This is a genomic window from Rhodococcus sp. GB-02, assembly GCF_053470465.1.
The window spans coordinates 2362103-2387847 of record NZ_JBPUKE010000001.1 but is presented as its reverse complement, the minus strand read 5'-3'; the positions used below and the strand labels follow the sequence as shown (position 1 = coordinate 2387847).

At 62.5% G+C, this 25745-nt stretch carries 24 protein-coding genes, 1 pseudogene and 1 riboswitch; of the genes and pseudogenes, 13 read left to right on the top strand and 12 right to left on the bottom strand.

Going from position 1 to position 25745, the window contains the following annotated elements; all coding sequences use genetic code 11:
- Positions 1–127: 127 nt before the first annotated feature.
- Positions 128–268: riboswitch (SAM riboswitch) on the top strand.
- Positions 269–411: 143 nt separating this feature from the next.
- From ACSW29_RS11270 to ACSW29_RS11255, 4 genes are all read left to right on the top strand, one after another.
- Positions 412–1737 carry a bifunctional o-acetylhomoserine/o-acetylserine sulfhydrylase gene (locus ACSW29_RS11270; RefSeq protein WP_347872014.1) on the top strand — a complete coding sequence of 442 codons (1326 nt, stop codon included), beginning with the start codon at positions 412–414 and terminating at the stop codon, positions 1735–1737.
- A complete protein-coding gene (gene metX / locus ACSW29_RS11265) occupies positions 1734–2870 on the top strand; it encodes a homoserine O-acetyltransferase MetX (protein WP_448277238.1) in 1137 nt (378 codons plus the stop codon). Before ACSW29_RS11270 ends, metX begins: the two co-directional genes overlap by 4 nt.
- 169 nt (positions 2871–3039) lie before the next feature.
- Positions 3040–4818, top strand: coding sequence for a DEAD/DEAH box helicase (locus tag ACSW29_RS11260; RefSeq protein ID WP_448277431.1), 1779 nt, complete (start codon positions 3040–3042; stop codon positions 4816–4818).
- Positions 4818–5393 carry a hypothetical protein gene (locus ACSW29_RS11255; protein ID WP_448277237.1) on the top strand — a complete coding sequence of 192 codons (576 nt, stop codon included), beginning with the start codon at positions 4818–4820 and terminating at the stop codon, positions 5391–5393. The genes ACSW29_RS11260 and ACSW29_RS11255 overlap by 1 nt, the downstream gene beginning before the upstream one ends.
- 5 nt (positions 5394–5398) lie before the next feature.
- Here the strand turns inward: ACSW29_RS11255 and ACSW29_RS11250 are convergent, their stop codons facing one another.
- Together ACSW29_RS11250 and ACSW29_RS11245 are read right to left on the bottom strand one after the other, a co-directional pair.
- Complete coding sequence (locus ACSW29_RS11250; protein ID WP_230812347.1) at positions 5399–5683, bottom strand: DUF3017 domain-containing protein; 285 nt, start codon at positions 5681–5683, stop codon at positions 5399–5401.
- A gap of 5 nt (positions 5684–5688) precedes the next feature.
- Complete coding sequence (locus ACSW29_RS11245) at positions 5689–6546, bottom strand: bifunctional methylenetetrahydrofolate dehydrogenase/methenyltetrahydrofolate cyclohydrolase (RefSeq protein ID WP_007727401.1); 858 nt, start codon at positions 6544–6546, stop codon at positions 5689–5691.
- A gap of 31 nt (positions 6547–6577) precedes the next feature.
- On the opposite strand from ACSW29_RS11245, the gene ACSW29_RS11240 reads away from it, so the two are divergent.
- Entirely contained in the window at positions 6578–7090 is a 513-nt protein-coding gene (locus ACSW29_RS11240; RefSeq protein WP_448277236.1) for a GNAT family N-acetyltransferase, read from the top strand.
- Positions 7091–7122: 32 nt separating this feature from the next.
- Positions 7123–7398, top strand: a complete 276-nt coding sequence (locus ACSW29_RS11235; protein ID WP_448277235.1) for a DUF1905 domain-containing protein — start codon at positions 7123–7125, stop codon at positions 7396–7398.
- A 6-nt stretch (positions 7399–7404) separates the two neighbouring features.
- On the opposite strand, the gene ACSW29_RS11230 is transcribed toward ACSW29_RS11235, so the two are convergent.
- Positions 7405–8025 carry a pentapeptide repeat-containing protein gene (locus ACSW29_RS11230; RefSeq protein ID WP_448277234.1) on the bottom strand — a complete coding sequence of 207 codons (621 nt, stop codon included), beginning with the start codon at positions 8023–8025 and terminating at the stop codon, positions 7405–7407.
- On the opposite strand from ACSW29_RS11230, the gene ACSW29_RS11225 reads away from it, so the two are divergent.
- Positions 8015–8635: a hypothetical protein gene (locus tag ACSW29_RS11225; RefSeq protein WP_448277444.1), complete on the top strand. Its 621-nt coding sequence runs from the start codon at positions 8015–8017 to the stop codon at positions 8633–8635. The two genes, ACSW29_RS11230 and ACSW29_RS11225, sit on opposite strands and share 11 nt — an antisense overlap.
- A gap of 17 nt (positions 8636–8652) precedes the next feature.
- Here ACSW29_RS11225 and ACSW29_RS11220 read toward each other — a convergent pair.
- Positions 8653–8748 (bottom strand): annotated as a pseudogene (locus tag ACSW29_RS11220) (DUF2510 domain-containing protein); the annotation flags it as partial.
- A 135-nt stretch (positions 8749–8883) separates the two neighbouring features.
- Here ACSW29_RS11220 and ACSW29_RS11215 point away from each other — a divergent pair.
- The gene (locus tag ACSW29_RS11215) at positions 8884–9348 is read left to right on the top strand and encodes a tRNA (cytidine(34)-2'-O)-methyltransferase (protein ID WP_200315653.1); all 465 of its coding nucleotides are present in this window, start codon (positions 8884–8886) and stop codon (positions 9346–9348) included.
- A 6-nt stretch (positions 9349–9354) separates the two neighbouring features.
- On the opposite strand, the gene ACSW29_RS11210 is transcribed toward ACSW29_RS11215, so the two are convergent.
- The gene (locus ACSW29_RS11210; RefSeq protein WP_448277233.1) at positions 9355–13539 is read right to left on the bottom strand and encodes a molybdopterin-dependent oxidoreductase; all 4185 of its coding nucleotides are present in this window, start codon (positions 13537–13539) and stop codon (positions 9355–9357) included.
- A gap of 180 nt (positions 13540–13719) precedes the next feature.
- Positions 13720–14553: a DUF3626 domain-containing protein gene (locus ACSW29_RS11205; RefSeq protein WP_448277232.1), complete on the bottom strand. Its 834-nt coding sequence runs from the start codon at positions 14551–14553 to the stop codon at positions 13720–13722.
- Positions 14554–14644: 91 nt separating this feature from the next.
- Between ACSW29_RS11205 and ACSW29_RS11200 the strand changes: the two genes are divergently transcribed.
- On the top strand, positions 14645–14815 hold the full coding sequence (locus tag ACSW29_RS11200; protein WP_317825321.1) for a hypothetical protein: 171 nt from the start codon (positions 14645–14647) through the stop codon (positions 14813–14815).
- A gap of 12 nt (positions 14816–14827) precedes the next feature.
- Here ACSW29_RS11200 and ACSW29_RS11195 read toward each other — a convergent pair whose 3' ends face one another.
- Positions 14828–15739 (bottom strand): LysR family transcriptional regulator, encoded by a 912-nt coding sequence (locus ACSW29_RS11195; protein WP_230812341.1) that lies wholly within the window; start codon positions 15737–15739, stop codon positions 14828–14830.
- 90 nt (positions 15740–15829) lie between these two features.
- On the opposite strand from ACSW29_RS11195, the gene ACSW29_RS11190 reads away from it, so the two are divergent.
- Together ACSW29_RS11190 and ACSW29_RS11185 are read left to right on the top strand one after the other, a co-directional pair.
- On the top strand, positions 15830–16915 hold the full coding sequence (locus ACSW29_RS11190) for a TDT family transporter (RefSeq protein ID WP_317825320.1): 1086 nt from the start codon (positions 15830–15832) through the stop codon (positions 16913–16915).
- Positions 16916–16989: 74 nt separating this feature from the next.
- A complete protein-coding gene (locus tag ACSW29_RS11185) occupies positions 16990–17631 on the top strand; it encodes a dihydrofolate reductase family protein (RefSeq protein ID WP_317825319.1) in 642 nt (213 codons plus the stop codon).
- Positions 17632–17679: 48 nt separating this feature from the next.
- Here ACSW29_RS11185 and ACSW29_RS11180 read toward each other — a convergent pair whose 3' ends face one another.
- On the bottom strand, positions 17680–17988 hold the full coding sequence (locus ACSW29_RS11180) for a rhodanese-like domain-containing protein (protein WP_230813203.1): 309 nt from the start codon (positions 17986–17988) through the stop codon (positions 17680–17682).
- 85 nt (positions 17989–18073) lie between these two features.
- Between ACSW29_RS11180 and ACSW29_RS11175 the strand changes: the two genes are divergently transcribed.
- Together ACSW29_RS11175 and ACSW29_RS11170 are read left to right on the top strand one after the other, a co-directional pair.
- Positions 18074–18913 (top strand): CPBP family intramembrane glutamic endopeptidase, encoded by an 840-nt coding sequence (locus ACSW29_RS11175; protein ID WP_317825318.1) that lies wholly within the window; start codon positions 18074–18076, stop codon positions 18911–18913.
- Positions 18914–18946: 33 nt separating this feature from the next.
- Entirely contained in the window at positions 18947–19837 is an 891-nt protein-coding gene (locus tag ACSW29_RS11170) for a poly(ethylene terephthalate) hydrolase family protein (RefSeq protein WP_448277231.1), read from the top strand.
- Here the strand turns inward: ACSW29_RS11170 and ACSW29_RS11165 are convergent.
- From ACSW29_RS11165 to ACSW29_RS11150, 4 genes are all read right to left on the bottom strand, one after another.
- Positions 19824–20831: a zinc-dependent alcohol dehydrogenase family protein gene (locus ACSW29_RS11165; protein WP_448277230.1), complete on the bottom strand. Its 1008-nt coding sequence runs from the start codon at positions 20829–20831 to the stop codon at positions 19824–19826. The genes ACSW29_RS11170 and ACSW29_RS11165 overlap by 14 nt on opposite strands.
- 57 nt (positions 20832–20888) lie before the next feature.
- Entirely contained in the window at positions 20889–21659 is a 771-nt protein-coding gene (locus ACSW29_RS11160) for a glucose 1-dehydrogenase (RefSeq protein WP_448277229.1), read from the bottom strand.
- Between the two features lie 14 nt (positions 21660–21673).
- Positions 21674–22021: a hypothetical protein gene (locus ACSW29_RS11155; RefSeq protein ID WP_230812334.1), complete on the bottom strand. Its 348-nt coding sequence runs from the start codon at positions 22019–22021 to the stop codon at positions 21674–21676.
- 215 nt (positions 22022–22236) lie between these two features.
- Positions 22237–25524 (bottom strand): error-prone DNA polymerase, encoded by a 3288-nt coding sequence (locus ACSW29_RS11150; RefSeq protein WP_448277228.1) that lies wholly within the window; start codon positions 25522–25524, stop codon positions 22237–22239.
- Positions 25525–25745 lie beyond the last annotated feature (221 nt).

Sequence of the window (25745 nt, the reverse complement as noted above, 5' to 3'; positions counted from 1 at the left end):
CCATCGGTCTCTACTCGCGAGTAACTTTTGCCTGCTAGTGGGCTGCGTCGCTCTGCCCCGCGTGCGGTTGCGGCTCACATTTCGCCCCGCGTCAGGACTGCGCTCACTTCCCGGTAGAATCCGACTTGGTCATGAGTGCCAGCGTCAAGCCCCGGCTCGCTGGACGGCAACCCTCCAACCGCGGTGGGGTGCCCCGGGTGATGACCAGGTTTCCCGACGTGGATCTGCTCGCGCAGTTCCACCGCAATTCGGGTGACAAGCGCGGGTCCGACAGGGACGGACCCCAGACCGGGCCGAGCCCCACGGAGGTATTTCAGTATGTGTCGCACTTGTAGATAGACCCCAGCACGGGGCGGCGATCATTCGCCCCCGTCCGACATCTATCCGTCAGACCACTGGAGTGAACAAATCATGACCGACAACACAGCCGACGCCGCAGCAACTTCTGATCCGACCGCGAACTGGTCGTTCGAGACCAAGCAGGTGCACGCCGGGCAAACAGCGGACACCGCCACCAATGCGCGCGCTCTGCCGATCTACCAGACCACCAGCTACGTCTTCGACAGCACCGATCACGCTGCGGCACTGTTCGGCCTCGCCGAGCCGGGCAACATCTACACGCGGATCATGAATCCCACACAGGACGCCGTCGAGCAGCGCATCGCTGCCCTCGAAGGCGGAGTCGCCGCACTCCTCCTCTCCTCGGGTCAGGCTGCCGAGACCATCGCGATCCTCAACATCGCCGAGGCCGGCGACCACATCGTCTCCAGCCCGTACCTGTACGGCGGCACGTACAACCTCCTGCATTACACCCTTCGTAAGCTGGGCATCGAAGTCACGTTCGTCGAGGATCCTGACGATCTCGACCAGTGGCGCGAAGCAATTCGCCCGAACACGAAGGCGTTCTACGGCGAAACGATCGCCAATCCGAAGAACCACATTCTCGACCTACCCGGCATCTCGTCGCTGGCCCACGAGAACGGTCTTCCGTTGATCGTGGACAACACTGTCGCGACGCCGTACCTGCTCCGCCCGCTCGAACACGGCGCCGACATCGTCGTCCACTCCGCCACCAAATACCTTGGCGGACACGGCACCGCGATCGCCGGCGTCATCGTCGACGGCGGCACCTTCGATTGGACGCAGGGTCGCCACACGAACTTCACGACGCCTGATCCCAGCTACCACGGCGTCACCTTCGCAGACCTCGGCGCGCCGGCGTTTGCACTCAAGGCTCGCGTCCAACTGCTGCGCGATCTCGGCTCCGCCGTGGCGCCGTTCAACGCGTTCCTCATCGCGCAGGGCATCGAAACCTTGAGCCTGCGCATCGAGCGTCACGTGTCCAATGCACAGAAGGTCGCCGAGTTCCTCGACGGCCACGGCGAGGTGGCCTCCGTTTCCTACGCGGGACTTCCCTCCTCGCCTTGGTTCGAACGCGGAAAGCAGCTGATGCCCAAGGGAACCGGCGCCATCGTCACCTTCGAGCTGCCCGGCGGGATCGATGCGGGCAAGAAGTTCGTCAACGCCCTGACACTGCACAGCCACGTCGCCAACATCGGTGATGTTCGCTCACTCGTCATCCACCCCGCGTCGACGACGCACTCGCAGCTCACCCCCGAAGAGCAGCTCGCTTCGGGTGTCACGCCCGGACTCGTCCGCCTCGCGGTCGGGATCGAGGGAATCGACGACATCCTCGCCGATCTCACCGTCGGCCTGGCTGCGGTGGCAAACTCGTGACCGTGAACGAATTGGAGCCCAGGATCGACCTCCTACCCCCGGCCGACGGTCAGGTGGGGTTCGTCGACATCGGCGCTCTGGAACTCGAAAGCGGCGCGGTACTCCCATCCGTTTCGCTCGCCGTTCAGCGGTGGGGTGAGCTGTCCCCGAACTGCGACAACGTCGTACTCGTCGAGCACGCACTGACCGGAGACTCGCACGTCACCGGTCCGATCTCCGCGAATCAGCCATCCCCCGGCTGGTGGAACGGGATGGTCGGCCCCGGCGAACCGATCGACACCGGCGAATGGTGCGTCATCGCAACCAATGTCCTCGGTGGTTGTCGCGGCACGACCGGTCCCAGTTCACTGGCCGACGACGGCAAGCCGTGGGGCAGCAGGTTCCCGGAGATCTCCATCCGGGATCAGATCGCGGCGGAGAAGAAGCTTGTCGATCTGCTCGGGATCGACCAGTTGGCCTCGGTGGTCGGCGGATCCATGGGCGGCATGCGCACCCTCGAGTGGGCAGTTACCTACCCGGACAGCATTCGCTCCGCGTTGGTGCTCGCAACCGGTTCACGGGCGACCGCAGATCAGATCGGCACCCAGACGACGCAGATCGCGGCCATCGTCTCCGATCCCGACTGGCAAGGCGGTAACTACCACGGAACGGGTCGGGCACCGCGCGCCGGACTCGGCATCGCTCGTCGCATCGCGCACCTGACGTATCGCACAGAGTCCGAACTGGACGCACGCTTCGAGAACTCCGCTCAGAACGACGAAAACCCGTGGAACGGTGGACGATACGCGGTGCAGAGTTACCTGGAACATCAGGCGGACAAGCTGGTCGACCGCTTCGACCCGAGCACGTACGTCCTCCTGACCGAGGCCATGAACCGGCACGACATCGGCCGTGGACGCGGCGGCGTTGCAGCGGCGTTGGCATCGATCACGGCACCGGTCGTCGTGGGCGGCGTGGATTCGGATCGGCTGTATCCCCTTCGTTTGCAAGAGGAGATCGCCGACGGAATTTCCACGTGCAGCGGCCTCGAGATTCTCAAGTCCAAGGACGGCCACGACGGCTTCCTGACGGAGGCGGACGCCGTTGCCGGACTCCTTCGCCGCACGATGGGGTTCGCACGCACGGCTCGCTGATCCGGCACAGAGCCACATTTTCAGAATTCGTCAATGTCGGGAAAACCACAGCTGATCTGCGGGTTTTCCCGACATTTTCATTGGCGAACGTGAGCCGGCGCGGCTAGCATCGGCGAACGTGAATCAGCCATGCTCGACGCGCCTGCAGGCTACGTACATTCCCGAGCACATGTCCTTCGCGTTCTGGGGTGACGCAGACCCGGCAGCGCGGCTGTCGGCACTGGGGATGCCGACCGGATCGCCGGGCATGTGCAGGCTTGCGATCCCGGTCGACGAGTCGATCACAGCAACCGACGTCGAAGCACAACTGCTCGACCTCACCACCGCGATCGACGCGTTCCACAACCTCGATGGAGGTCGCGGCGACCTCGGACCGTCGTTGCTCGCGTGGAAGCGCGTCATCGACACCGGCGCACATGACATTCCGACCGCAGCGCATGCAGCGATCGACCGTGACGACACGAAAATCAGAAGCGCCCGGTCCACGCTGCAATTGTTCACGCAAGCGCGCGCGGCCATCGAGAGTCTTCGCCGAGCAAAGATTCAGGCGACATTGCGCCCGTATCAAGTGCAGGGAGTTGCCTGGTTGACTGCACTGTCGGGTTCGGGCGGTGGGATCTTGGCCGACGAGATGGGTTTGGGTAAGACACTGCAAGCGATTTCGATGATCGCGATCCGCGCCGACGACGGTCCGCATCTGGTTGTGTGTCCCACCTCGGTGATCGGAAACTGGCGCCGCGAGATCGAGCGATTCGCTCCGCATCTGCCACTGCATGTTCATCACGGGACTGCTCGCGCACTTCCCACTCGTATCCCCGCTGGCACCACGGTTCTGACCAGCTACAGCGTCTTGCGTTCCGATGCGGCCCAATTGACCCCGATCCACTGGAGTTCGGTGATCTTCGACGAGGCGCAGCAGATCAAGAACCCTGCTTCCCTCGCTACGAAAGCGGCAATGCAGTTGTCGGCCAACGTCAAGGTGGCGATGACCGGCACGCCGGTGGAGAACCGCCTCGAGGAGTTGTGGTCACTCTTTCGCGTTGCCAATCCCGACGTCCTCGGAACTCGCGCACGTTTTCGTCAACGCTTTGCCGTACCGATCGAATCCGGTCGATCCGCAACTGCGGCGACCAGGCTTGCCGCGGTCATCGATCCTTTCATTCTGCGCAGAACCAAAGACACAGTGGCCAAGGATCTTCCGCCCAAACAGTTCTCCACTGTCTCGTGCACTCTGACATCGGAACAGGCGCGGATCTATCGGTCGGCAGTTGCTGATGCGTTCGACACCGGATTGGGTACGGGAATTGCCCGGCGCGGCAACATCCTTGCGCTGCTGACCACCCTCAAACAGGTATGCAATCACCCCGCGCAGGTGACCGGCGATACGGACGACCTCTACGGAAGATCCGGAAAGCTCGACCGCGCAACGGAAATGATCGCCGAGATCGTCGACGACGGCGATCGTGCGCTGATCTTCACGCAGTACCGGACGATGGGCGAGATGCTTTCGCGGCACCTGGGATCCGAATTGGGAATCGGTGCCGTGCCTTTCCTTCACGGCGGCCTGAACACCGACAAGCGCGACGGGATGGTCGACGCGTTCCAGAACGACGCGGATTCCCCGCCGGTTCTGATTCTGAGCCTGCGCGCCGCCGGCTTCGGCCTCAACCTCACCCGCGCGAGTCACGTCGTGCACTACGACCGGTGGTGGAACCCAGCCGTCGAAGATCAGGCAACCGACCGGGCACACCGCATCGGCCAGAAGCGCACCGTCAACGTCCACACCTTGGTGACAGGCGGAACCGTGGAGGATCACATCGCAGCGATGCACGAGTCCAAACGAGCTGTAGCCGATGCTGTTTCCGGCAACGTCGAGGCCGCCCTGGCAGATCTTCCCGACACCGAATTGCGTGAACTTCTCGAACTCGACGGCGCGGTGATCATCTGATGGCCAACGAATTCGGCGTCACCGCTTGGGGTCGGGCGTGGCTGCGCACGGTGGAGCGGACCGCGGCATCAGGTCCGAACCCGTCTCTGCCGAGGGCTCGTACCCTGGCACGCAACGGGTCGGTGGAATTCACAGTGGTCTCATCGGGGACCGTCGTCGCCGAGGTGAGCACCAAAGCAAAAACCTCGTCGGTGACGATTGCCGTCCCGCTCTGGACCAAATCCGAGATCGCTGCAGTGAAGAGCCTTCTCCGCTCGGAGGGAAAGGCCAACAGATCCGTCTCCACAGGCGAACTACCGGACAGCGTCGTCACCGAACTGCAAGCTCGAAATATCGCAGTCGCCGTTGATCTTTCGGAGTGCACTGCCAGCTGCAACTGCTCGGGTCGGCGCTCGCCGTGCGTTCACCATCTCGCCGCGATCTACGCTCTGGCCGGGCGGATCGACGAGGAACCGGTCCTCGCAGTGACGCTGCGAAGTGCACCGGACAAGGCCGGAAAGAAGTCGGCATCCACGCAGTCACCGGAGTGGATCCCGTTGAGCGACATCGACATCCGCTCGTTCTACGGGAACTGACCTTCTCAGTCGGTACCGAGCGGATCGATGGTCAGGGCAAGCGTCGCGATCAACGCTCCCATGACGCCCATCGCCGCGGTGTCGAAAACCCTTCCGCGCACGGCAAGCAACCCCACACGATTCTCGGGAACGAACCACCGCGCGGCAGCACCGATGATGACGGCAACACCGAAGACGAGGGCGCCGCGGCGCCACCGGTCGGCCAGTACGAGAACAACAGCTGCCGCGATCACGGCAAGGACCGCGAGCATGGGCAGATTCTTCTTCGCGAGGCCGACCAGTGAGGACATCGGACTCAGACTCCGGCCAGAACCCGCTCGGCACGCTCGACCACGTTGGTGATTAGGAACGCGCGGGTCAGCGGTCCGACTCCACCGGGATTGGGTGAGACGAAGCCGGCGACCTCGTTCACGTCGGCTGCGACGTCGCCGCGCAGGCCGTCGTCGGTGCGACTGACGCCGACGTCGAGGACCGCTGCCCCGGGCTTGACCATGTCTGCGGTGATGAGGCCGGGAACGCCGGCGGCAGCGACAATGATGTCGGCGCGGCGAACCTCGGCCGCGAGATCGCGGGTACCGGTGTGGCAGAGCGTGACCGTCGCGTTCTCGCTACGACGCGTCAGCAACAATCCGATCGGACGACCGACCGTGACGCCGCGTCCGACAACCACCACGTGTGCACCGGCAATCGGGACCTCGTAGCGACGCAGAAGGTGGAGGATTCCACGTGGGGTGCACGGCAGCGGGGCTTCCTTGCCCAACACCAGTCGACCGAGGTTGACCGGATGCAAGCCGTCGGCATCCTTGTCGGGGTCGATACGCTCGAGGGCCGCGTTCTCGTCGAGGTGCTTGGGAAGGGGCAACTGGACGATGTAGCCGGTGCACTCGGGATTGGCATTGAGCTCGTCGATCGTCGCGTTGAGCTGCTCCTGCGTGATGTCGGCAGGCAGGTCGCGTCGCAAAGAATTGATACCGACCTTGGCGCAGTCGTTGTGCTTGCCGCGCACGTAAGCAGCGGATCCGGGGTCGTCGCCCACCAGGATGGTGCCCAAGCCGGGTGTGATGCCCTCTGCCTTCAGAGCGCTCACCCGCACCTTCAGGTCTTCGAAGATTTCGTCGCGGGTAGCTTTGCCGTCGAGGATCGTTGCAGTCACGGCGACCATTGTTCCAGGTTAGGGTCGATGAGTGACAACGGCTCCGGAACTACGCGGCCCGAGGGTGCTCCTCTCCCCCGTCTCGCCCGACCATCACGCCCGTCTGCGGGCAATTCACCTGCACCCGGACGTCGTGCACTGGTGGCAAAATCCCGACGACGACTGGCCTGCAGCGCCGGAGGCCGGCACCACGCGCTACAGCATCTACTACGGCGACCACCTGATCGGCTTCATCCAGTGGTATGAGGCGGAGGACAACCCCGACTTCCGCCACGCCGGGCTCGACTTGTTCCTCGATCCCGACTTTCACAGCAAAGGGTTCGGTCGCGAATCGATACGGGTGCTGTGTGCCCATCTGATCGACGACCTCGCATTCCACCGTCTTGTCATCGACCCCGAGGTCGACAACTCCGTCGCCATCGCGTGCTATCGATCTGTGGGGTTCAAAGACGTCGGGGTGATGCGCGAGTACTCGCGAGATCGCCACGGTGTGTGGAAGAACGGTCTGTTGATGGATCTCCTCGCTCGGGAATTCATCCGCTGATCGACAGGCCCCAACCCGAGAGGACAGACATCATGTTGCTGGACAAGGAATTCACGGCCACCTTGCAGAAGAGTGACGCCAAGGGTGGGTGGACCTGCGTCATCTGGCCGGAGTCCGCCGAGTTCTTCGGAACCCGCGGCCTGGTCAAGGTTCGCGGGACGATCGACGGACATCCGTTCCAGAGTTCGTTCATGGCCTTGGGAGACGGCAACCACAAGCTGCCGGTCAAAGCCGATCTTCGCAAAGCCATCGGCAAGGAGACGGGCGAACTGGTGACCGTGCACCTCGAGGAGCGCTTGCAGAGCTAGGCGCCACTACTTCATGTCGACGACAAGACCGTGCGCCGACGCATAAGCCACGGCCTGCATCAACTCGATCTGCGCGTTTCCGATAGACGCGGACGTCCACAGGCTCGGATCGATCCGCGCACCGCGCAGATCTGCACCCTCGAGTTTGAGTCCACCCGTGCGAGCACCGGACAGATCCGCCGACGCCAGAACCGCGCCCCGCATGTCGGCCCGAACCAGGTTCGCTTCACGGAAGCGGCATGAGGTGAAGTCGATCTTCCTCAAGTCCGCCCCGCCCAGTGAGGTCAACGAGAAGTCGACTTCGTCGAGCGTCAACGGCCGGATGCGGCAACCGTCGAACGTCGACCCGAGCAGACTGCAGTTTCGGAACGTGCTGTGCCACAGGCTGGTCCGAGCAAAATTGCACGAGCGGAACGCTGTTCCCGTGTGCACGGACTCCCCCAGATCGGTGCCGGTGAAATCGCAGTCGGTGAACACCACCGATTCCGTCGTGAGTCCGGTGAGATCGGCGTCTCGGAAATTGCAATTGGTGAAAGTGCGCTGACGCCACTTCTGCCCGGCCAGTCGCGCGTCTGAATAATCTTCGCCGACGACCTCGTCGGATTCTTCGGGGAGCATGCCGTCCATACTGCCCCGCCGCACCGACACCGGTTCAGCGCCCCTGATGGCAGCCGACAATCAGCCGGCCGACACCCAGCGATCTCGTCCATCGCTGCCAATCCCACACACCATCGGAGTGCCCTTCTTTGTCACGCCTGTCGCGCCAGGGGTCGAACAGAACGAGCCCGGATTCACCGTTCCTCCCGACGGTTTCGGTGGAACGTACGCAGGTTCCATTGTCTTCGGCGGCGTGTACGCCGGAGCGGGCGGAACGTACGGCGTAGTCGTGGTCTCCGGGACCTGCGGCACCAGCGGCACTATTGCCACGGTGGTCGTCGTCGGTGGCTGCACGATCGTTGTCGTCGTCGGCAAGAGGGACGAAGTTGTGGTCTTCGTCGTCGATGGGACAGTGGTTTTGGTTGTCGTCGCTGCAGCTGTCGTCGAAGAGGTCACAGCAGGCGTCGTCGATTCTTCCGACTTGCCCGCCCCCGTCGCCGCAGCGATGGCCACCAACCCTACGACTGCTGCGCCGGCGATCCACGGCCACTTACGCCGCGTCTTGCCTTCCTCGGCGTTTGCGTCCGGCGACGGAGATCCCGGTGCACCGAAGACTTGCGTCGGAGTACCGAATGCTTGAGTGGGTGCATCGACGCCCTTGGGCCGTGTCTGGGCGGTCCACTGCTGACCGTCCCAGTAACGGTCGATCGTGGGGTCGAAGGGGTCGGGGTTCCAACCGGCGGGAGGGTTCATGAAATGTCCGTTCTGAGAAGAGTGCCGGAAATAGATTCGCACGGACTGGCCGGTTTGTTACCAATTTGCCCACACTTCTCGACCGGTCTTCTCACGGACGCGGGCACCGATACGACGCCCGGTACAGTTCCTCGAGTGTTCCGAGTGATGTTCCACGAGCCCCGCATCCCACCCAACACCGGAAACGCGATCCGCATGGTCGCGGGCACCGGTTGCGAACTCCACCTGGTCGGCCCTCTCGGGTTCGACTTGTCGGAGCCGAAGCTCAAGCGCGCAGGCTTGGACTACCACGATCTGGCGACTGTCACGGTCCACGAAAACCTGGCCGCCGCCTGGGATGCCGTCACCCCCGCTCGCGTATTCGCCTTCACCGCGCACGCGACCACGTCATATGCCGATATCGCCTACCAACCCGGCGACGTCCTGCTCTTCGGGCCCGAACCCACCGGGTTATCCGAGGAAGTGCTGGCGGACGAACACATCACCGAGCGCCTACGTATCCCGATGCTTCCCGGACGCCGATCCCTCAACCTGTCCAACGCTGCCGCCCTGGTGACGTACGAGGCCTGGCGCCAGCACGGGTTCAAGGGCGCCGTCTGATCGACGTCAGTAGACGTCCCGGACGTAGCGCTTCTCCGCCGAAAGAGCCTTCACATACGCCTCGGCACTACGAGGGGCCAGTTTTCCGTGTTGAGCGACCACCCCGTTGAGGGCACTGTCGACATCCTTGGCCATCCGGTTGGCATCGCCGCAGACGTAGAAGTGCGCTCCCTTCTGCAACCACTCCCACAGCAGTGCACCACGCTCTCGCATCCGGTCCTGTACGTAGACCTTGTCGGCTTGATCCCGGGAAAATGCGAGGTCGAGTTCAGTGAGGAATCCGTCTTTCCGCAATTCTTCGATTTCTTCGCGGTAGTAGAAGTCGGTCGCGGCGTGCTGTTCCCCGAAGAACAGCCAGTTCGGGCCCGTGTGCCCCAATGCCCGACGCTCATGCAGGAAGGCACGGAACGGCGCGATGCCGGTCCCCGGGCCGACCATGATCATCGGGGTTTCGGGATCGGACGGTGGCCGGAAATGGGTCGACTTCTGCACGAAAATGCCGATGTCATCATCGTGGGCGTGGTCTGCGAGGTAGGTCGAGCACACCCCACGCCGTGGGACACCCGCGACGTTGTAGCGCACCGCGGACACCGTCAGCTGCACTTCGCGTGGGTTCTCCTTCGGACTGGAGGATATCGAATACAGCCGCGGCTGAAGCGGTTTGAGGAGGGAGAGCCATTCGTCCGTCGAGGCACGAACGGGCGACTGCGCAAGTACGTCGATGGACTGTCGTCCCCACGACCAGTCTTTGAGCGTGGAGATGTTCTCCGGTTTCATCAACTCGGCCAGGTCCGCATCGCGAGTCCGTTGATGCACGAACCGAATCATGTCGCTCGAGATTCGAGTGATCTCCAGGCGTTCGGTCAACGCGGTACGCAAGGTCATCGCGCCGTACTGCCCCAGATCGACGGTCTCCTCACCGTCGAGGCCGGTAAGGGTGAGCCACTCGTCGACAAACGGGGAACTGTTTCGCGGCCAGACTCCGAGAGCGTCGCCGGCTTCGTAGCTGACCGTGTCGTCCGGAAGGTGAAAACCCAACTGCCGCACATCTTTGGAAGAGCCTGGCCGGTTGAGCACGACATTGCGCGTCAAAGCTGTAGTCAGTGGCGCCTTCTTGTTGTACTGCAGCGGCGCCGACATCGCCGGTGAAATCGGCGCGGCCACAGCAGTTGTGCCGGAGTTCTTCAATGCAACGACGACGTCGGTCGACTCGCCCGCCTCCGTGCTCTGAAGTTCGGCCGTGACCGCATCGAGCCATCCAACAGCTGTGTCTTCGAAATCAGGCTCGCAGTCGACGCGATCGACGATACGACTGGCTCCCAGTTCAGCAAGGCGAGCGTCGAGTTTTCGCCCGTGTCCACAGAAGTCGTCGTAGTTCGAGTCCCCGAAAGCAATTACTGCATAACGTGTCTCGACCATGCTGGGCGCTGTGTCAGCAGCCAAGGCTTCCCAGAAACCGCTGCCGTTGTCCGGGGATTCGCCGTCACCGGAGGTACTGGTGATCAGCAGGACCTCTCGGGTGGCCGCCAGGTCGGCAGCCGGGAACTCGTCCATTGCGTGTATCACCACGGGCAAACCGACTTCCCCGAGACGAGCAGCGCAGGCGGCGGCAAACTCCTCCGCGTTTCCGGTCTGCGATGCCCAGAGCACGACGATCGGCGCCCGCTCGGAGGCAGTGTCCGTACCCGATGACAACGCGGGCCCGTCAGTGCCAGGGAGTGAGGTCCTTGAGTACAGGCCGGCCAAGACACCGTCTACCCACATCCGCTTTTCGCCATCGAAGGGTGCAGCCGGAGGCAAGGTCGGCACTCCGACAGTGCGATCGGCATCCGCACGCAACGCCGCGAGAAGACCTGCCAGGTAGCTCTGTTGGAGCGGATCGAATACCACTGCAGGTGTTCCTGTTTGGCCGATGACATCAGCGAGGACATCGGTTCGCGACAAAGCCCGATCAGTCGCCACGGGAGCCACCCGCGGCGATTCGGCGAGCTCCGTTTCGGGCGTGTTCACGGCGACCTTCGTCATAGTGACGGCACAGGCTTTGAACTCCGGTTGCTGGGAGGCAGGGTCGATGGCGTCGTTGGTGACGGCGTTGATCGAGAGATACTCGCCGAAGGCGTCGTTCCAGTGAAACGGTGCGAAGCAGTTTCCCGGACGCACTCGGTCGGTGACCACGGCCGGGAGCACTGCGCGGCCGCGGCGTGAGGCGACCTCGATCGCGTCCTTGTCGACGACGCCGAGGCGTGTGGCGTCGTCGGGATGGATCTCGACAAAGGGCCCGGGATTGAGTTTGTTCAGCTTGGCCACCTTGCCGGTCTTGGTCATGGTGTGCCACTGGTGCGCAAGACGACCGGTGTTGAGCAGGAACGGATAGTCGTCGTCGGGCATTTCGGCGGGAAGCATGTGTGGCCGGGCGAAGAACATCGCGCGGCCCGTGGCGGTGGGGAACGCGAGGCGTGGAGTGCTGCCGTCCTCTCGGACCAGAAGCCTCTGACTGACACCGTCATTGAGGTATCGGATGGGATGACGGTCCTGATTACTCTCGGGCGGACATGGCCACTGGATCGGCGACTTGCGGAGGCGCTCGTAGGTGACGCCGCGTAAGTCGTAGCCGGTCTTCGGATTCCAGAACTGCTTGATCTCCTCGAACACCTCCTCGGCACTGGCATAGGTGAATGCCTCGGCATAGCCCATCTCGCAGGCGATTCGGGCGATGATCTGCCAATCAGGCAGAGCCTGCCCGACCGGATCCAGTGCCTGTTGGAAGAGCGTCAGGTTGCGTTCGGAGTTGATCATCACTCCGTCGGACTCTGTCCACAGCGACGCCGGCAGCAGCACGTCGGCGTATTCGTTGGTCTCGGTGCCCAAGAACGCATCCTGGGTGATGACGAGGTCAGCCTTCTCCAATCCGTCGATGACGGTCTTGCGGTTGGCAACCGTCGCAACAGGATTGGTGCAGATGATCCAGCACGCCTTGATTTCACCCGCCGCCATTCGGGAGAACAGGTCGATGGTCCCACCGCCGGTTTCGGTGCGCAGCGAACCCTGCGGGATCCCCCATCGCTCCTCGACGAAGTCGCGATCGGCGTCGACCATCACGGCACGCTGACCTGGCAAACCTGGCCCCATGTAGCCCATTTCACGACCACCCATGGCGTTCGGCTGCCCGGTCAACGAGAACGGGCCGCTGCCAGGCGTGCAGATCGCACCGGTCGCCAGATGAAGGTTGCAGATGGCGTTGGTGTTCCACGTGCCGTGGGTGCTCTGGTTCAGACCCATTGTCCAACAGCTCATCCAGTTGTCGGCCTCACCGATCCATTGCGCTGCGGTGCGAATGTCGGCTTCGGGGATGCCGGTGATCTCGCTGACCTTCTCCGGTGTGTACTCCTCGAGGAAGGTGGGCATCGCCTCCCAGCCTTCGGTGAATTCGGCGATGAAGTCCGGATCGGTGTGCCCGTTCACGACGAGTAGGTGGAGAAGTCCGTTGAGTAGTGCGAGATCGGTGCCGGGGGCGATCTGCAGGAACAAGTTCGCCTTGTCTGCGGTGGCGCTGCGTCGAGGATCCACGACGATCAACTTCGCGCCTGCCTTGACCCGCTCCTGCATTCGAAGGAAGAGGATCGGATGGCAGTCTGCCATGTTCGCACCGGTCACGAAGAACACGTCGGCGTGTTCGAAGTCCTGGTAGGAACCGGGCGGTCCGTCGGCCCCGAGCGATTGCTTGTATCCGGTGCCGGCACTGGCCATGCACAGCCGGGAATTCGATTCGATCTGATTGGTGCCGATGAAGCCCTTGGCCAGTTTGTTCGACAGGTACTGGGCCTCGAGAGACATCTGCCCGGACACATACAACGCAAATGCGTCGGGGCCGTGTTCGTCGATTATTGCCCGCAGGCGGTGGGCAGTTTCGGTGATGACTGCACTCATATCCGCAGCTTCGATCGCCTCGCCTCGGTGTGGACGCCGATATGCAGATTCCATGCGCCCCGGGCCGGCGAGCATGTCCGCCGTCGTGGTGCCCTTGGTGCACAAACGTCCGAAATTGGTGGGATGTGTCTTCAGACCGGACGACTTCGCGGCCTTCCGACGCCCTGTCTCCGGATCGGTGATGATGTCGAGGACAAGACCACAGCCCACCCCGCAGTACGCGCAGAGGGTGTCGACACTGGTGGTAGTGAGTTGAGCGCCCATCGATTCATGCATCCCTTCGACCGAGGATCAAGGTCGACTTCCATCTTCGGATGCAGTTGTTTCGGGAGTTCATGCACGATGTTGCGTATCAATCACTCTTTCCTCACCGCCGCCTTCGGACTGATGTGCGCTCCCGGAACCATCAGTCGTCGACGGGCCGGGGCACGCGAATGCCCAGTTCTACGCCCTGCCGCCGAATCGAGCGATGTAGTGCCAGACCCTTTTGAGGTCCTGCGGATCGTAGTAGCCTCGCCGGGCGAGACCCAGGATGGCAGGCGTCAGTCGACCATCGAGCGCAACCTCTCGGGCAATGTCGACGACGGTAGCTCCCCGATAGTCGGGATGTTCGGCGACCTCGTCGGCGTCGACCGCGTAACCGTCGTGCCACAACACCGGGCACGTGAGCGAGTGGGCGATCTCTTCGATCCGTGTGCCCTGGTAACTCGGATCCAGAACGAGCGCCTCGACGTCCGTTCCGATGTCGACGACGCCGTGAACGTGTGCCTCGATGTAGTGGTCGAGCGGATCCTCGAACTCGTCGGCTACGGCGGCGTCAACCAAGCTCATCGCTTCCGCCGTTCCGAAGAGACCGGGCTCGAAGACGCTGTCCGGAAAGCAGAAAGTGGTGCGGTCGAGCGTGTGCTCGGCAAGCCGGAAGTAGGACGAGCCGAATCGAGGAGATGCCCCGTACAGATCGGCGGAAAAGTTCAATGATCCGTACTTCGGCCGTTCCGACAACTCTCGCTCGTCGTAGGCTCCGCCGAAAATCCGACTCTCCCAACGCCAACGGTCGCCGCCGAGGTGTGCCGTCAGTCCCCCGTTGCTCGTACGAGTCTCGAACTGGGTCACGTAGGCGCCTTGACGTGCGATCGAGGCCAGTGTCAGACCACTTTCACAAGGGAGGTCTGGATGAAAGTGCAACGTCACCCGGTGATTTCGATCCAGCGGGCCACCCTTCGAGAGGTCGTGCACGTGCGCAATCGCGGCGGACGCGGGAGAGGAATCGACAGGCATTCGCCCATTATCCGGATACGGAAGCTTCACCGGTGAAGAAGTCGACCAGCGAGTAGGGTGCGCCTTCACCGAGGCAGAGATCAAGGATCACGTGCAAGTCCGCGCATTCCTCGCGACCGTCGCCACGCGGTGGGAAGAACTCGACTCCGCGAAGTACCCGTTCCTCAATCGGGTGACGGCACGACTGCGCGATCACGACGACCGCGAGCAGTTCCTGGCAGGCATCAACCTCACCCTCGCGGGGATCGACACCGTCCGATAGCAGCAGCAGCCGTCAGCGTGAATGAACAGCGGTGTTGGAACCGAGCGCAATGTCGAGGAAATCTCGTGCCGCACCGCGCAATCCGCGATCGGGATCCCAGACGGCCTGCAGCCGCCGCGGCATCCGCAAGCCGTCGACGTTGACCGCGACCAGTCGGCCGTCCGTCAGGTCGGCCGCAACCGCCAGCGACGACAGAACGGCCGGGGCGTTGCCTGCCACCACCGCAGCCTTGACGGCGGTGCACGAGGTGAGCTCGAGCAACGGCGGCACACAATCGGGAACAGCATTCTCGAGCGTCAGACGGGTACCGGACCCTGACTCGCGCTGAATGAGCGGTGTGCGCGCGAGGTCCGCGACCGGAACCGGCGCACCATTCGCCCAGTCATGCCCCGGTGGAACCACCACGACGAGGTGATCACGCGCCACCTCGCACGACGCGAGCGCTGACGGCACATCCGGCCCTTCGACAAATCCGATATCAGCCTTGCCTGCCTGGACTTGAGCGGAGACGTCCGAGGAGTTGTGCAAACTCACCGACGCTACGACGTTGGGGAACTTGTGGCGCATCGCAACCGTCCACCCGGGCACCAGATATTCGGCAATGGTCATGCTGGCCGCGACAGTGACGGCAGCGTCGCGTTCACCGCGGAGAGCAGCAACCCCCGACGCCATTTCCTCGGCACTGACCAGGATGTGGCTGGCCCATTCGAGAATCAGTCCGCCCTCGGCAGTGGGACGTACACCGGTCGCCGCTCGATCGAAGACCTTGATTCCGAGCTGACGCTCGACCGAACGCACGCGCGCACTGACTGCCTGCTGACTGAGCCCGTGCTCCCGGCCGGCAGCACCCATGCTGCCCAGACGCCCCACGGAAAGCAGGACGTCGAGGGCACTGAGTTCCGGCACCCGAGGAGACAACGACATGACCCAAGATTAGACCCACAAGGCGAGTTTGTGGGCATTCAAGGACAACCGGTCTACCGGTACGAACCGGATGAGACGACAGTGGAATACATGACCACCACCACGAGTCCCACCTTCGCCCACATCACCCCGAACTGGTTCGCGGCAGCGATGGGAACGGGAATCGTGTCGGTGGCCGCGGCTTCGCTCGAACCGGAGATCGAGGGCTTGAAACTGGTCTCGGAGATCTTCTGGGTGCTGGCGGTTCTCGTGCTGTGCGCCCTGATCGGAGCATTCGCCACCCATTGGTCACAACATCGATGTCAGGCCCTCGCCTACCTGCACAGCCCCGCGATGTTCCCGTTCTACGGCGCCGTCGCCATGGCGCTTCTGACCGTGGGATCCGCAACCGGCATCACCGGCCCGGACTTTCTCGGCCACGACGTGGCGATCACCGTGTCGCTGACACTGTGGACACTCGGCACGGCACTCGGCCTGATCACCTACGTCGTGATGATGATTCGTCTGGTTCGAGATGCGGGAATGGCAACTGCTATGCCGTTCTGGCTCATGCCCGTCGTACCTCCGATGGTCTCGGCCACCACCGGCGCAGCGGTCAGCACGCACATGCCCGATGGTGCATTGCGCATCGCGGTACTGGTTTTCTGCTACATCCTGTTTGTTCTGGCACTGACCGCCGCCATCGGCATTCTGGTTGCCGTCGCCAGGCAGTTCGCACGCAACCGCTCGGCAGGCGTTGATGTGATCCCGTTCAATGCCATTCCCTCACTGTGGATTCCGTTGGGCGTGATCGGACAGTCGATCGCTGCATCGAACTTGTTGGCCGCCGCCTCACGGCATGTACTCAGTACCGAGCATGCCGACGCCCTGCACGAATTCGGAATCGCGTACGGAACCGTCGTCGGAATCATCGGCGTGATCGCCTTTGTCACAGTCACCACCGTCACCGTCCACGCACTGCGCCGCGGCTTGGACTTCTCACTCGGGTGGTGGAGCTTCACATTCCCCATTGGAGCGTGTGCTGTCGGCGCAAATGCCTTCGGAGTCGCCACTGGTTCCACTGCAATCCTGGGTATCGCGCTTGCACTGTTGACTGTGCTCATCCCGATCTGGGCAACCGTCGCGGTGAGGACCGTCCGATCGATCCGCAGTGGAACCCTCCCGGCAGCGGCGTGAATTCGCACCGATGAGTTTTGCCGCGCCGTACGGTCTGTACTCACGTAGACCATTGTCGAGAGCGGGAGTACACGGTGAGTCAGTTATTGCGAGTGCAGAATTTCAGCGTTTCCAGAGACGGAATAGCCTGCGGTCCGGACCAAAGCTTCGAGAGCCCGTTCGGCCTCGACCACGGTGAAATGTTTGCGTGGGCAGGAGCCACGGCCAGCTGGCCCAATCGCACCGATCCCGGCGGCAGCCGAGGCCTCGACGACTATTTCACCCGGGACTTCTCCAACAATATCGGTGCCGAAATCATGGGCCGCAACAAGTTCGGCCCTCACCGTGGTCCTTGGGAGAATCTCGAGTGGCAGGGCTGGTGGGGCGACGAGCCACCGTTCCACACCCCGGTTTTTGTCTTGACCCACCACGTGCGGCCCTCGTTCACACTCTCGGACACGACATTCTACTTCGTCGACGCAGACCCCGCGACAGCCCTCGAGCAGGCACGTGAGGCAGCGCAGGGCAAGGACGTTCGGCTCGGCGGCGGAGTCAGCACTATCCGTGAGTTCCTCGACGCCGACCTTGTCGACGCCATGCACGTGGTGGTCTGCCCGCTCGAATTCGGATCCGGTCTACGGCTGTGGGAGTCACCCGACGAGTTACGAGACCGCTTCAACCTCGAAATAGTGCCGAGCCCGAGCGGCGTGACGCACCACTTGTTCTGGCGAAAGTAACCTGTTGGGGCAGCTCCGGAAAACTGGAGCTGCCCCAACGGTTACGCCCTAGGCCCCGGTCTCGACCTGGCGCCCCGACTGGTACCACGCCATCGTTCCACCGGCCACCGAAACCGCATTGATGCCGCGAGCCTGCAAATACTCTGCCGCTTGCAAGCTACGGCCACCGACAGCGCAGATGACGTAAACGGTTTCGGCGTCCGGAATCTCGCCTACACGAGCGACGAACTCGCTGAGCGGAATGAGCGTCGCACCCGGAACTCGAACCTGAGCGAACTCGTCGGCCTCACGGACGTCGATCAAGGGCTCACCCGCTGCCAAAGCCGTGTCCAGTGCATTCAAATCGACTTCCAACATTATTTCTGCGCCCGCCTTCATGTTCGCTGCTGTCCGAATAGACCGTACCCGCGCGCGTTCCTGCGACTCCCCTTACGATCTGACAATGACCAATACGGTTCCCGAAAAGTCCGGTTTTTGGAGTCGCCCCACAGTGTGGAAAGTACTCCTGCTGATCGTCGGCTACCTGGCCTTCTATCTCGCTGTCGGGCAGGTCACCTCTCGTGTTTTTGCAAACCAGATCGACACGGACAACGTCGTCGCGAGCGCCTCCAGCATCATCTTCGGAGTCGCATTGCCCATCGCGATCGGCGGGATCGCCCTGCTGGTTTTCGCGACCAAGGTCGGCTGGCTGCGCGAAATCTTCGGCCCACAGCCCATTCGTGGGCGGGGTTGGATGTGGATCGGTCCGATAATCGTGGTCGCCGCCGTTGTTGCGCATCTCGCGGGAACTGACTGGAGCGCGTGGACCACCGGCGAGATAATCGCCCTGCTGGTACTCGGTGCGTGTGTCGGACTGACGGAGGAACTGGCCACACGCGGTCTGGCAGTGAAGATGCTGCGCGACGCCGGCCACCGCGAGCGCTTTGTAGCCGTCGTGTCTTCATTGGTGTTTGCACTCATGCACACGGTCAACCTCATCGCCGGGATGAAGCCGTCGACCGTCCTTGTCACCGTTGTCTACACGTTCGGATTCGGTATGTGCATGTACCTGACCATGCGTGTGACGGGCACGATCTGGGCCGCAATCGTGTTACACGGCCTCACCGACCCCACCACCATTCTCTCGACCGGCGGGCTGGACACCTCGGTGACGTCGGAAGTGAGTGGGGTCGCAGCCGTCACCTCTTTACTCACGGTCCTCTTGGTCGTCTTCGGGGTAATCGCCATCTTTCTCATCCGGGATCGAAACGGCGAAGAACGGCCCACACGCGTCTCGGCCTGACCGACCGCGACCGTACAAGACATACTTGTGCCCATGCCTTCTCGAACCACGTACTCGATCGCCGTCATGACTGCATCGTGTGTACTGGCGCTCTCGGGTGCCGTCACTCATGCCACCGCGGGGGTTCCGACAACTTCCGGCGTGTCCACGACCGAGACCGTCGTACAGCAGTCGGTCAGTGAGATATTCGCGAATCCAGGTTCCCACGAGGTCACCGAGGAATCGGTGACGGGGTATCGGCTCTTCTATCCCACCGATATCGCCACAGTCGAGGAACAGCATCCCGTCGTCACCTTCGGCAACGGCAGCTATGCGACTTACGAAGAGTACGAAGCGCTCCTGCAGCATCTCGCTTCTTGGGGTTTTGTCGTTGTAGTGGCCGACAGCAGCGTCACCGGCGACGGGACGGAGATCTTGGGGGCTGCCCAGTACGTCGTCGATCAGAACACCAACGCTGAGAGCATTTTTTACCAGCGGATCGACACCGACAACATTGCCTCGGTCGGACACTCCCAGGGCGCCGGTGGCGCGATCAACGCGGCAACCCAGTCCGCGAATCTGATCACCGCCACGGCGGTACTCGATTTGCCTGACCCGTGGTGGGCCTCGCGACCTGTCGACGTGATCGACGTGACCCAGTTGACCGGACCGACGTTCTTCATGACCGGCGCCGACGACCCGGTCTCCACCGCCGATCCGCAAGCTGAGTACTTCGACAAAACCACTGGGCCCGCGGTCCGCGGCAGACTGCTTGGAGTCAGCCACAATTGGGCCGCAGACGGTGAAGGATTTCGTGGCTACCTCACCGCGTGGCTGAGGTTCACCCTCAGCGGCGATCAGACCGCTGCACCTGCCTTTGTCGGCGACGCGGCGGAAATTCTCACCGATCCCCACTGGGACCGGCAAGCCGTCAAGGGTTTGTGATGACGATCTTGCCGTAGGCGCGCCCTGATTTCTGTTGCTGGAATGCGTCAGCGAGGCGGTCGAGGCTGTAGGAAGAATCGATGACGGGACGAAGCGCGAGGCTCTCCAACCCGGCGACCATCTCCTCCTGGTGGGCACGACTGCCCACCAGGACACCTTCGATGATGACCTGTTTTGTCAGTAGCGAAGTCAGGTCGATCGACGACGAGGGGCCGTTCATGATGCCCAGCGCGCAGATCCGCCCGCCTGGTCGGACTGCCGCCAGAGATTGGCCGAGGGTGGAGGGCCCGCCGACGTCGAGGACAAGGTCGATCCCGCCGCTGAGCCGCATCGCTTCCGAACCCCAGTCCGGACGCTCACGGTAGTTGACCACGTGATCGGCACCGAGCTCGACCAATCGAGCCATCTTGTCGGGAGCCGACGAGGTTGCGATCACCTGAGCTCCAGCAGCTTTGGCAAGCTGGACGGCAAACAGCGCTACCGTGCTGGTCCCGGGAATCAACACCGAAGAACCAGGGATGATCGGGACGCCGGCAAACAGTGCACGCCACGCGGACAAGCCCGCAGTGGGCAAGGTAGCGGCTTCCTCGTACGTGTAGTTTCGCGGCATCGACGTCACTGCCGATACCGGCACGGTGACGGTGTCACGGGCGAACCCGTCGACGCCGTCACCGGGTGAATTTCCGAATCCGTCGAAATCCGGTGCACCGCTGCGCCAATGCGGCAGATAGGTGCTCATCACTCGGTCCGCGACGCTGAACTGTGTGACGCCTTCGCCAACGGCGATTACTTCACCCGCAGCATCGGACAACAGAATGCGAGGGCCGTCGGTCGGGATCTCGCCGGTCACCACGAGGTAGTCGTGATGGTTGAGCGAATTCGCGCGGATCGCGATCGTCACCTCACCCGTACCTGGCCCTGGCGTCTCGATCGTCCTCGATTCGAGGTTGTTCAACCCTCCAGGCGGAAGTACGTACACGGCGCGGTTGGTCATGGTGTGGATCCTCGCACGATTGATGATTTCGGGTGACGTTCGGAAAGGCTCTGCTGCTCAGAGGAGAGAAGCGGTGAACCCTCCGTCGAGAACCAGACTGCTGCCGTTGCACCACGACGACTGGTCGCTCGCAAAGAACACTGCTGCGGCGGCCACTTCCTCGGTCCGCCCGTAGCGCGTCTGCTTAGTGACCATCAGGTCGTCGAATCCTCCGGGCTCGAGGCCGAGCGCGTTCTCGAAATCCTGCTGGTGACTCTTGACCAGGTCAGTGTCGATGAATCCGGGTAGCAAGGCATTGGCTCGGATTCCATGGAAGCGAAGTTCGGCCGAGAGGGTTTCGGTGAGGTTGCGAACCGCAGCCTTGGCTGCGGCATAGCTGCCGATCAAAGGCGATCCGGTTGTCGACGAGATCGACGAGATGTTCACGATCGAACCGCCCCCGGATGCGACGAGCGCGGGCAGCGAATGACGGACGGTCAAGAACACTCCGTCGAGGTTGACGGACATGACTTTCCGCCAGTCCTCGAACGAGGTATCGATCAGTGGAGTCGTGGTGGCGATGCCGGCATTGGGTACTACGACGTTCAGTCCGCCGAACTCTTCGACCGCTCTGGCGACAAGATCCTTGACCTGCTGTTCGTCGGTGACGTCCGCGGTGACAGCGATAGCGCCGTCGATCGAGTCCGCCACGGTCTGTGCTGCGTCACCGTTGATGTCGGAGACTACGACGCGTGCACCCGCCGCCCCGAATGCCCGGGCAATGGCGGCGCCGATGCCTGCGCCTGCTCCGGTGACTATCGCAACTTTGTTCTCGAGTAGATCTGACATGTCGGCTGCTTCCTTCAGTTCTCGGTCGGGACGTAGAAAAGCAATTCGGGTCCGGTGTCACCGGTGGTCGCGATGGCCTCGGACATGTCGAGAGTTCCGTCGCCCAAAGCACTTCCCAACGCCTGGGCGGTGCCTGCGAGATCTTCCGTGTCGAGTTGATAGATGCTCAAGTAACGGCGCGCAGGCAATGCGTCCTCGGGCAGCAACTGCACATCCGCGAGAGAGAATCTGGAGGCGGAGACAACCCCAGGCACTCGTTCGACGACCTGCGGGATATGCACGTCGTCGTACCAGCGGTTGAATGCTTCTTCCGAAGACGGATCGGTGGGGTGTACGTGTGCGACGAGGATCGCTGTGCTCATGGAGTTCCTGTTCGATTCGAAGTGCTTTGGGTTCAGCGTGTTTGGAAGGCGACGATATTCACCTGCAAGGCAACTGACCGTGGCTGCGTGTGGTGAATCGATCGCACTCAAGCGACAACCCTAGAGAGCAAATGTGACCCGCACCATATGCTCGGAGGTCAGAGTTGAGCTCCACATTTGTCCTCTCGGCACAAAACGGTGGCCGGAATCAGGCGTTAACGGAAGTCTCGCGATTTGGCCGTGACTCGCAGATCCATCAGCTGCATCCGGTCTGCCACGACAGTGACAGCGCCTTCTGCATTTTGCACCTTTCCTCGAATAAGCAACGCCGGCGCCGTATTTGCAAGTTTTCGATACTTTGCCCACAACCCCACCGAACATACGACGTTCACCATTCCGGTTTCGTCCTCGAGATTGATGAACGTGACGCCCGCAGCTGTTGCCGGTCGCTGCCGGTGTGTGACCGCTCCCCCCACCAGCACACGGTCACCGTCCGGGATGTCGAGAAGTCTCGACGCCGGCACCACGCCGAGCGCGTCGAGCTGCGGGCGGAGAAACTGTGTCGGGTAGGTGTCGGGAGATACTCCTGTCGCCCAGACATCCGCTGCCGCCAATTCGACGTCGCTCATGCCGGGCAGAGTGGGAGCTGTGACCGATGCACCGATACCGGGCAAGCGGTCGGGACGCTCCCCCGCCGCAGCGCCCGCTGCCCACAGCGCTTCTCTACGCGAGATACCGAAGCTGGCAAGCGCACCGGCTGTCGCCAGCGATTCAGCTTGTGCGGTAGTCAGTTCCACCCGCCCGGTCAGATCGAGAAACGACGTGAACGGTCCACCGAGGTCGCGCTGTTCGACGATCTTCTCGGCCAGTGCATCGCCGATGTTGCGCACTTCCCCCAGTCCCAGCCGAACCTCGAATCCACCTGCCTCGACGGTGGCGTGCGCGAGGCTGACGTTGATATCGGCACCGTGTACCTGCACTCCGTGCCTGCGCGCATCGGCAACCAAGGACTGCGGTGAGTAGAAACCCATGGGCTGCGCGCGCAGAAGCCCAGCGCAGAACGCAGCGGGGTGATGGAGTTTGAACCACGAGGAGTAGAAGACCAGCGCGGCAAAACTTTGTGAATGGCTTTCCGGGAAACCGAAATTGGCAAACGCATACAGCTTTTCGTAGATCCGGTCGGCAACCTCGTCGCCGATACCGTGTAGGTCTCGCATGCCCTGGTACAGCCTCGCCCGCAGTTGCTCCATCTTCTCGGTCGAGCGTTTCGATCCCATTGCCCGACGCAATTGGTCGGCCTCGGACGGCGTGAAACCCGCAACGTCGACGGCCATCTGCATCAACTGTTCTTGGAACAGCGGAACCCCCAGCGTGCGTTCGAGTGCCTTCTCGAGCGATGGATGGTCGTAGGACACAGGTTCGAGTTTGTTGCGCCGACGAATGTACGGATGCACTGATCCGCCTTGAATCGGCCCCGGACGGATGAGCGCGACTTCGACCACCAGGTCGTAGAAGTTTCGAGGCTTCAGACGCGGCAGTGTCGCCATCTGCGCACGTGATTCCACTTGGAACACCCCCACCGAATCTGCCCGCTGCAACATCTCGTACACCGCTGTTTCCGACAGATCGAGTTGCGCCAGATCGACTGTGATGCCTTTGTGTTCGGCCACCAGATCCATCATGTAGTGCAAAGCGGAGAGCATACCGAGGCCGAGCAGATCGAACTTGACCAGCCCAGCGGCAGCACAATCGTCCTTGTCCCATTGCAGGACACTGCGATTGGCCATCCGCGCCCACTCCACCGGGCAGACGTCGGCGATGGGACGATCACAGATGACCATGCCGCCTGAGTGGATGCCCAGGTGCCGCGGATAGCCTTCGATCTGCGCCGCCAGTTCTAGTACCGGACGCGGAATATCTGTATCCGCGTTCTTGTCGATACCGCCCCACCGGCCGACCTGCTTACTCCACGCATCTTGCTGGCCCTGCGAAAAGCCAAGTGCCCGAGCCATGTCCCGCACCGACGACTTTCCTCGATAGGTGATGACATTGGCGACCTGCGCGGCATACGTACGCCCGTACTTCGCGTACACGTGCTGGATCGCCTCTTCCCTGCGGTCGGACTCGATGTCCACGTCGATGTCCGGCGGGCCGTCACGTTCGGGCGCAAGAAACCGCTCGAACAACAATTTGTTGCGAACCGGATCGACATTGGTGATGCCGATCGCGTAACACACCGCCGAGTTCGCAGCGGAACCTCTTCCTTGACAGAGGATGTCGCTGTTCTTGCAGAACGACACGATGTCATGCACCACCAGGAAGTATCCGGGAAAGCTCAATCCCTCGATGATGGCAAGTTCATGTTCGAGCTGTTTGTATGCCTTCGGCGCGCTTTCCGGAGGTCCGTAGCGTTCCAGCGCCCCCACCATGGTGAGCTCACGCAACCACGACGCCTCGGTATGCCCGGTGGGAACGTCGAACGGTGGCAATTTGGGCGCGATGAGCTTGAGATCGAAAGCACACTCACGTCCCAGATCGGCGGCACCACTGACGGCCTCGGGATAGAGCGAGAACAGTGTCGCCATCTCCGCGCCGGACCGCAGGTGCGCTCCGCCGTTAGGGGCCAACCACCCGGCAGCCTCGTCCAAACTTTGACGCGATCGCACAGCTGCCATTGCCATGGCGAGGCGTCGACGCGGAGGAGCGGCGAAGTGCGCGGCGGTGGTCGCCACCGTACGTAATCCACGCTCTCTCGCCAGTTCGGCCAGAACGGCATTGCGCTCGTCGTCCTCCGCCAACCCATGATGAGTGAGTTCCACCGACACTCGCTCCGCCCCGAAACGCTCGACCAAATCCTGCAAGGCTTCCGCCGCCGCGTCGCGACCACCCGACGTCAAGGCTTGCCGCACATGACCTTTGCGACATCCGGTCAGGATCTGCCAGTGTCCACCGGCCGCTTCGGTCAGCACGTCGTAGTTGTACTGCAGTTTGCCCTTCTCACCGCCCGCCAGATGTGCGGCGGCTATCTCCCGCGAAAGACGGCGATATCCTTCCTGCCCACGGGCAAGTACCAGAAGATGCGTTCCACCGGGATCTGCCGTGCCGGTTCTGGGTACCGAATCCAGAGACAACTCGGCCCCGAACACGGTCCGCATTCCCCATTCACGCGCAGCCTCCGCGAACCTCACCACGCCGTAGAACCCGTCGTGATCGGTGACGGCAATCGCCTCGAGCCCGAGACGCACAGCTTCCTCGACCAGCTCTTCCGGCGGTGATGCGCCGTCGAGGAAGCTGAAGGCCGAGTGAGCATGCAGTTCTGCGTAAGGAACCACGCCGGTGCCACGGGTGAGCTCGCCTGCGTGATACTCGCCGCGCTTTCGTGACCAGGCAGGGCTGTCACTTCCGTCGCCCGGGAACAAATCCTCATGTTCCACGCGGCCGGGCCGTCCGGACAGCACCCGTTCCATCTCGGACCACGTCGGCGGCCCATTTCCCCAACCCACACTGACCTCGCACCTGATCGAGCCGGCCGTCACGGACGACCGACTGCTCGAGGATGCCGAAAGGGAAGACGCACCACATGCATCGAACTGATGTTCGACACAAATTCAGTCTGACAGGTCACTCACTCGCAGTCAACAGAGCGAATCTCAACCCTCACCGTCTCGTCACATTCAGATGTACGCATGTCTGCACTCCGTTCACTTTGGACCCAGATCATTAG

Bases quoted from the DNA above. Each gene is read 5' to 3' on its own strand.
- ACSW29_RS11160 (WP_448277229.1), bottom strand. From the start codon at position 21,659: ATGTCAGATCTACTCGAGAACAAAGTTGCGATAGTCACCGGAGCAGGC.
- ACSW29_RS11260 (WP_448277431.1), top strand. From the start codon at position 3,040: ATGTCCTTCGCGTTCTGGGGTGACGCAGACCCGGCAGCGCGGCTGTCG.
- ACSW29_RS11190 (WP_317825320.1), top strand. From the start codon at position 15,830: ATGACCACCACCACGAGTCCCACCTTCGCCCACATCACCCCGAACTGG.
- ACSW29_RS11170 (WP_448277231.1), top strand. From the start codon at position 18,947: ATGCCTTCTCGAACCACGTACTCGATCGCCGTCATGACTGCATCGTGT.
- ACSW29_RS11155 (WP_230812334.1), bottom strand. From the start codon at position 22,021: ATGAGCACAGCGATCCTCGTCGCACACGTACACCCCACCGATCCGTCT.
- ACSW29_RS11230 (WP_448277234.1), bottom strand. From the start codon at position 8,025: ATGGACGGCATGCTCCCCGAAGAATCCGACGAGGTCGTCGGCGAAGAT.
- ACSW29_RS11175 (WP_317825318.1), top strand. From the start codon at position 18,074: ATGACCAATACGGTTCCCGAAAAGTCCGGTTTTTGGAGTCGCCCCACA.
- ACSW29_RS11225 (WP_448277444.1), top strand. From the start codon at position 8,015: ATGCCGTCCATACTGCCCCGCCGCACCGACACCGGTTCAGCGCCCCTG.
- ACSW29_RS11210 (WP_448277233.1), bottom strand. From the start codon at position 13,539: ATGGGCGCTCAACTCACTACCACCAGTGTCGACACCCTCTGCGCGTAC.
- ACSW29_RS11180 (WP_230813203.1), bottom strand. From the start codon at position 17,988: ATGTTGGAAGTCGATTTGAATGCACTGGACACGGCTTTGGCAGCGGGT.
- ACSW29_RS11165 (WP_448277230.1), bottom strand. From the start codon at position 20,831: ATGACCAACCGCGCCGTGTACGTACTTCCGCCTGGAGGGTTGAACAAC.
- ACSW29_RS11250 (WP_230812347.1), bottom strand. From the start codon at position 5,683: ATGTCCTCACTGGTCGGCCTCGCGAAGAAGAATCTGCCCATGCTCGCG.
- ACSW29_RS11235 (WP_448277235.1), top strand. From the start codon at position 7,123: ATGTTGCTGGACAAGGAATTCACGGCCACCTTGCAGAAGAGTGACGCC.
- ACSW29_RS11255 (WP_448277237.1), top strand. From the start codon at position 4,818: ATGGCCAACGAATTCGGCGTCACCGCTTGGGGTCGGGCGTGGCTGCGC.
- ACSW29_RS11205 (WP_448277232.1), bottom strand. From the start codon at position 14,553: ATGCCTGTCGATTCCTCTCCCGCGTCCGCCGCGATTGCGCACGTGCAC.
- ACSW29_RS11195 (WP_230812341.1), bottom strand. From the start codon at position 15,739: ATGTCGTTGTCTCCTCGGGTGCCGGAACTCAGTGCCCTCGACGTCCTG.
- ACSW29_RS11270 (WP_347872014.1), top strand. From the start codon at position 412: ATGACCGACAACACAGCCGACGCCGCAGCAACTTCTGATCCGACCGCG.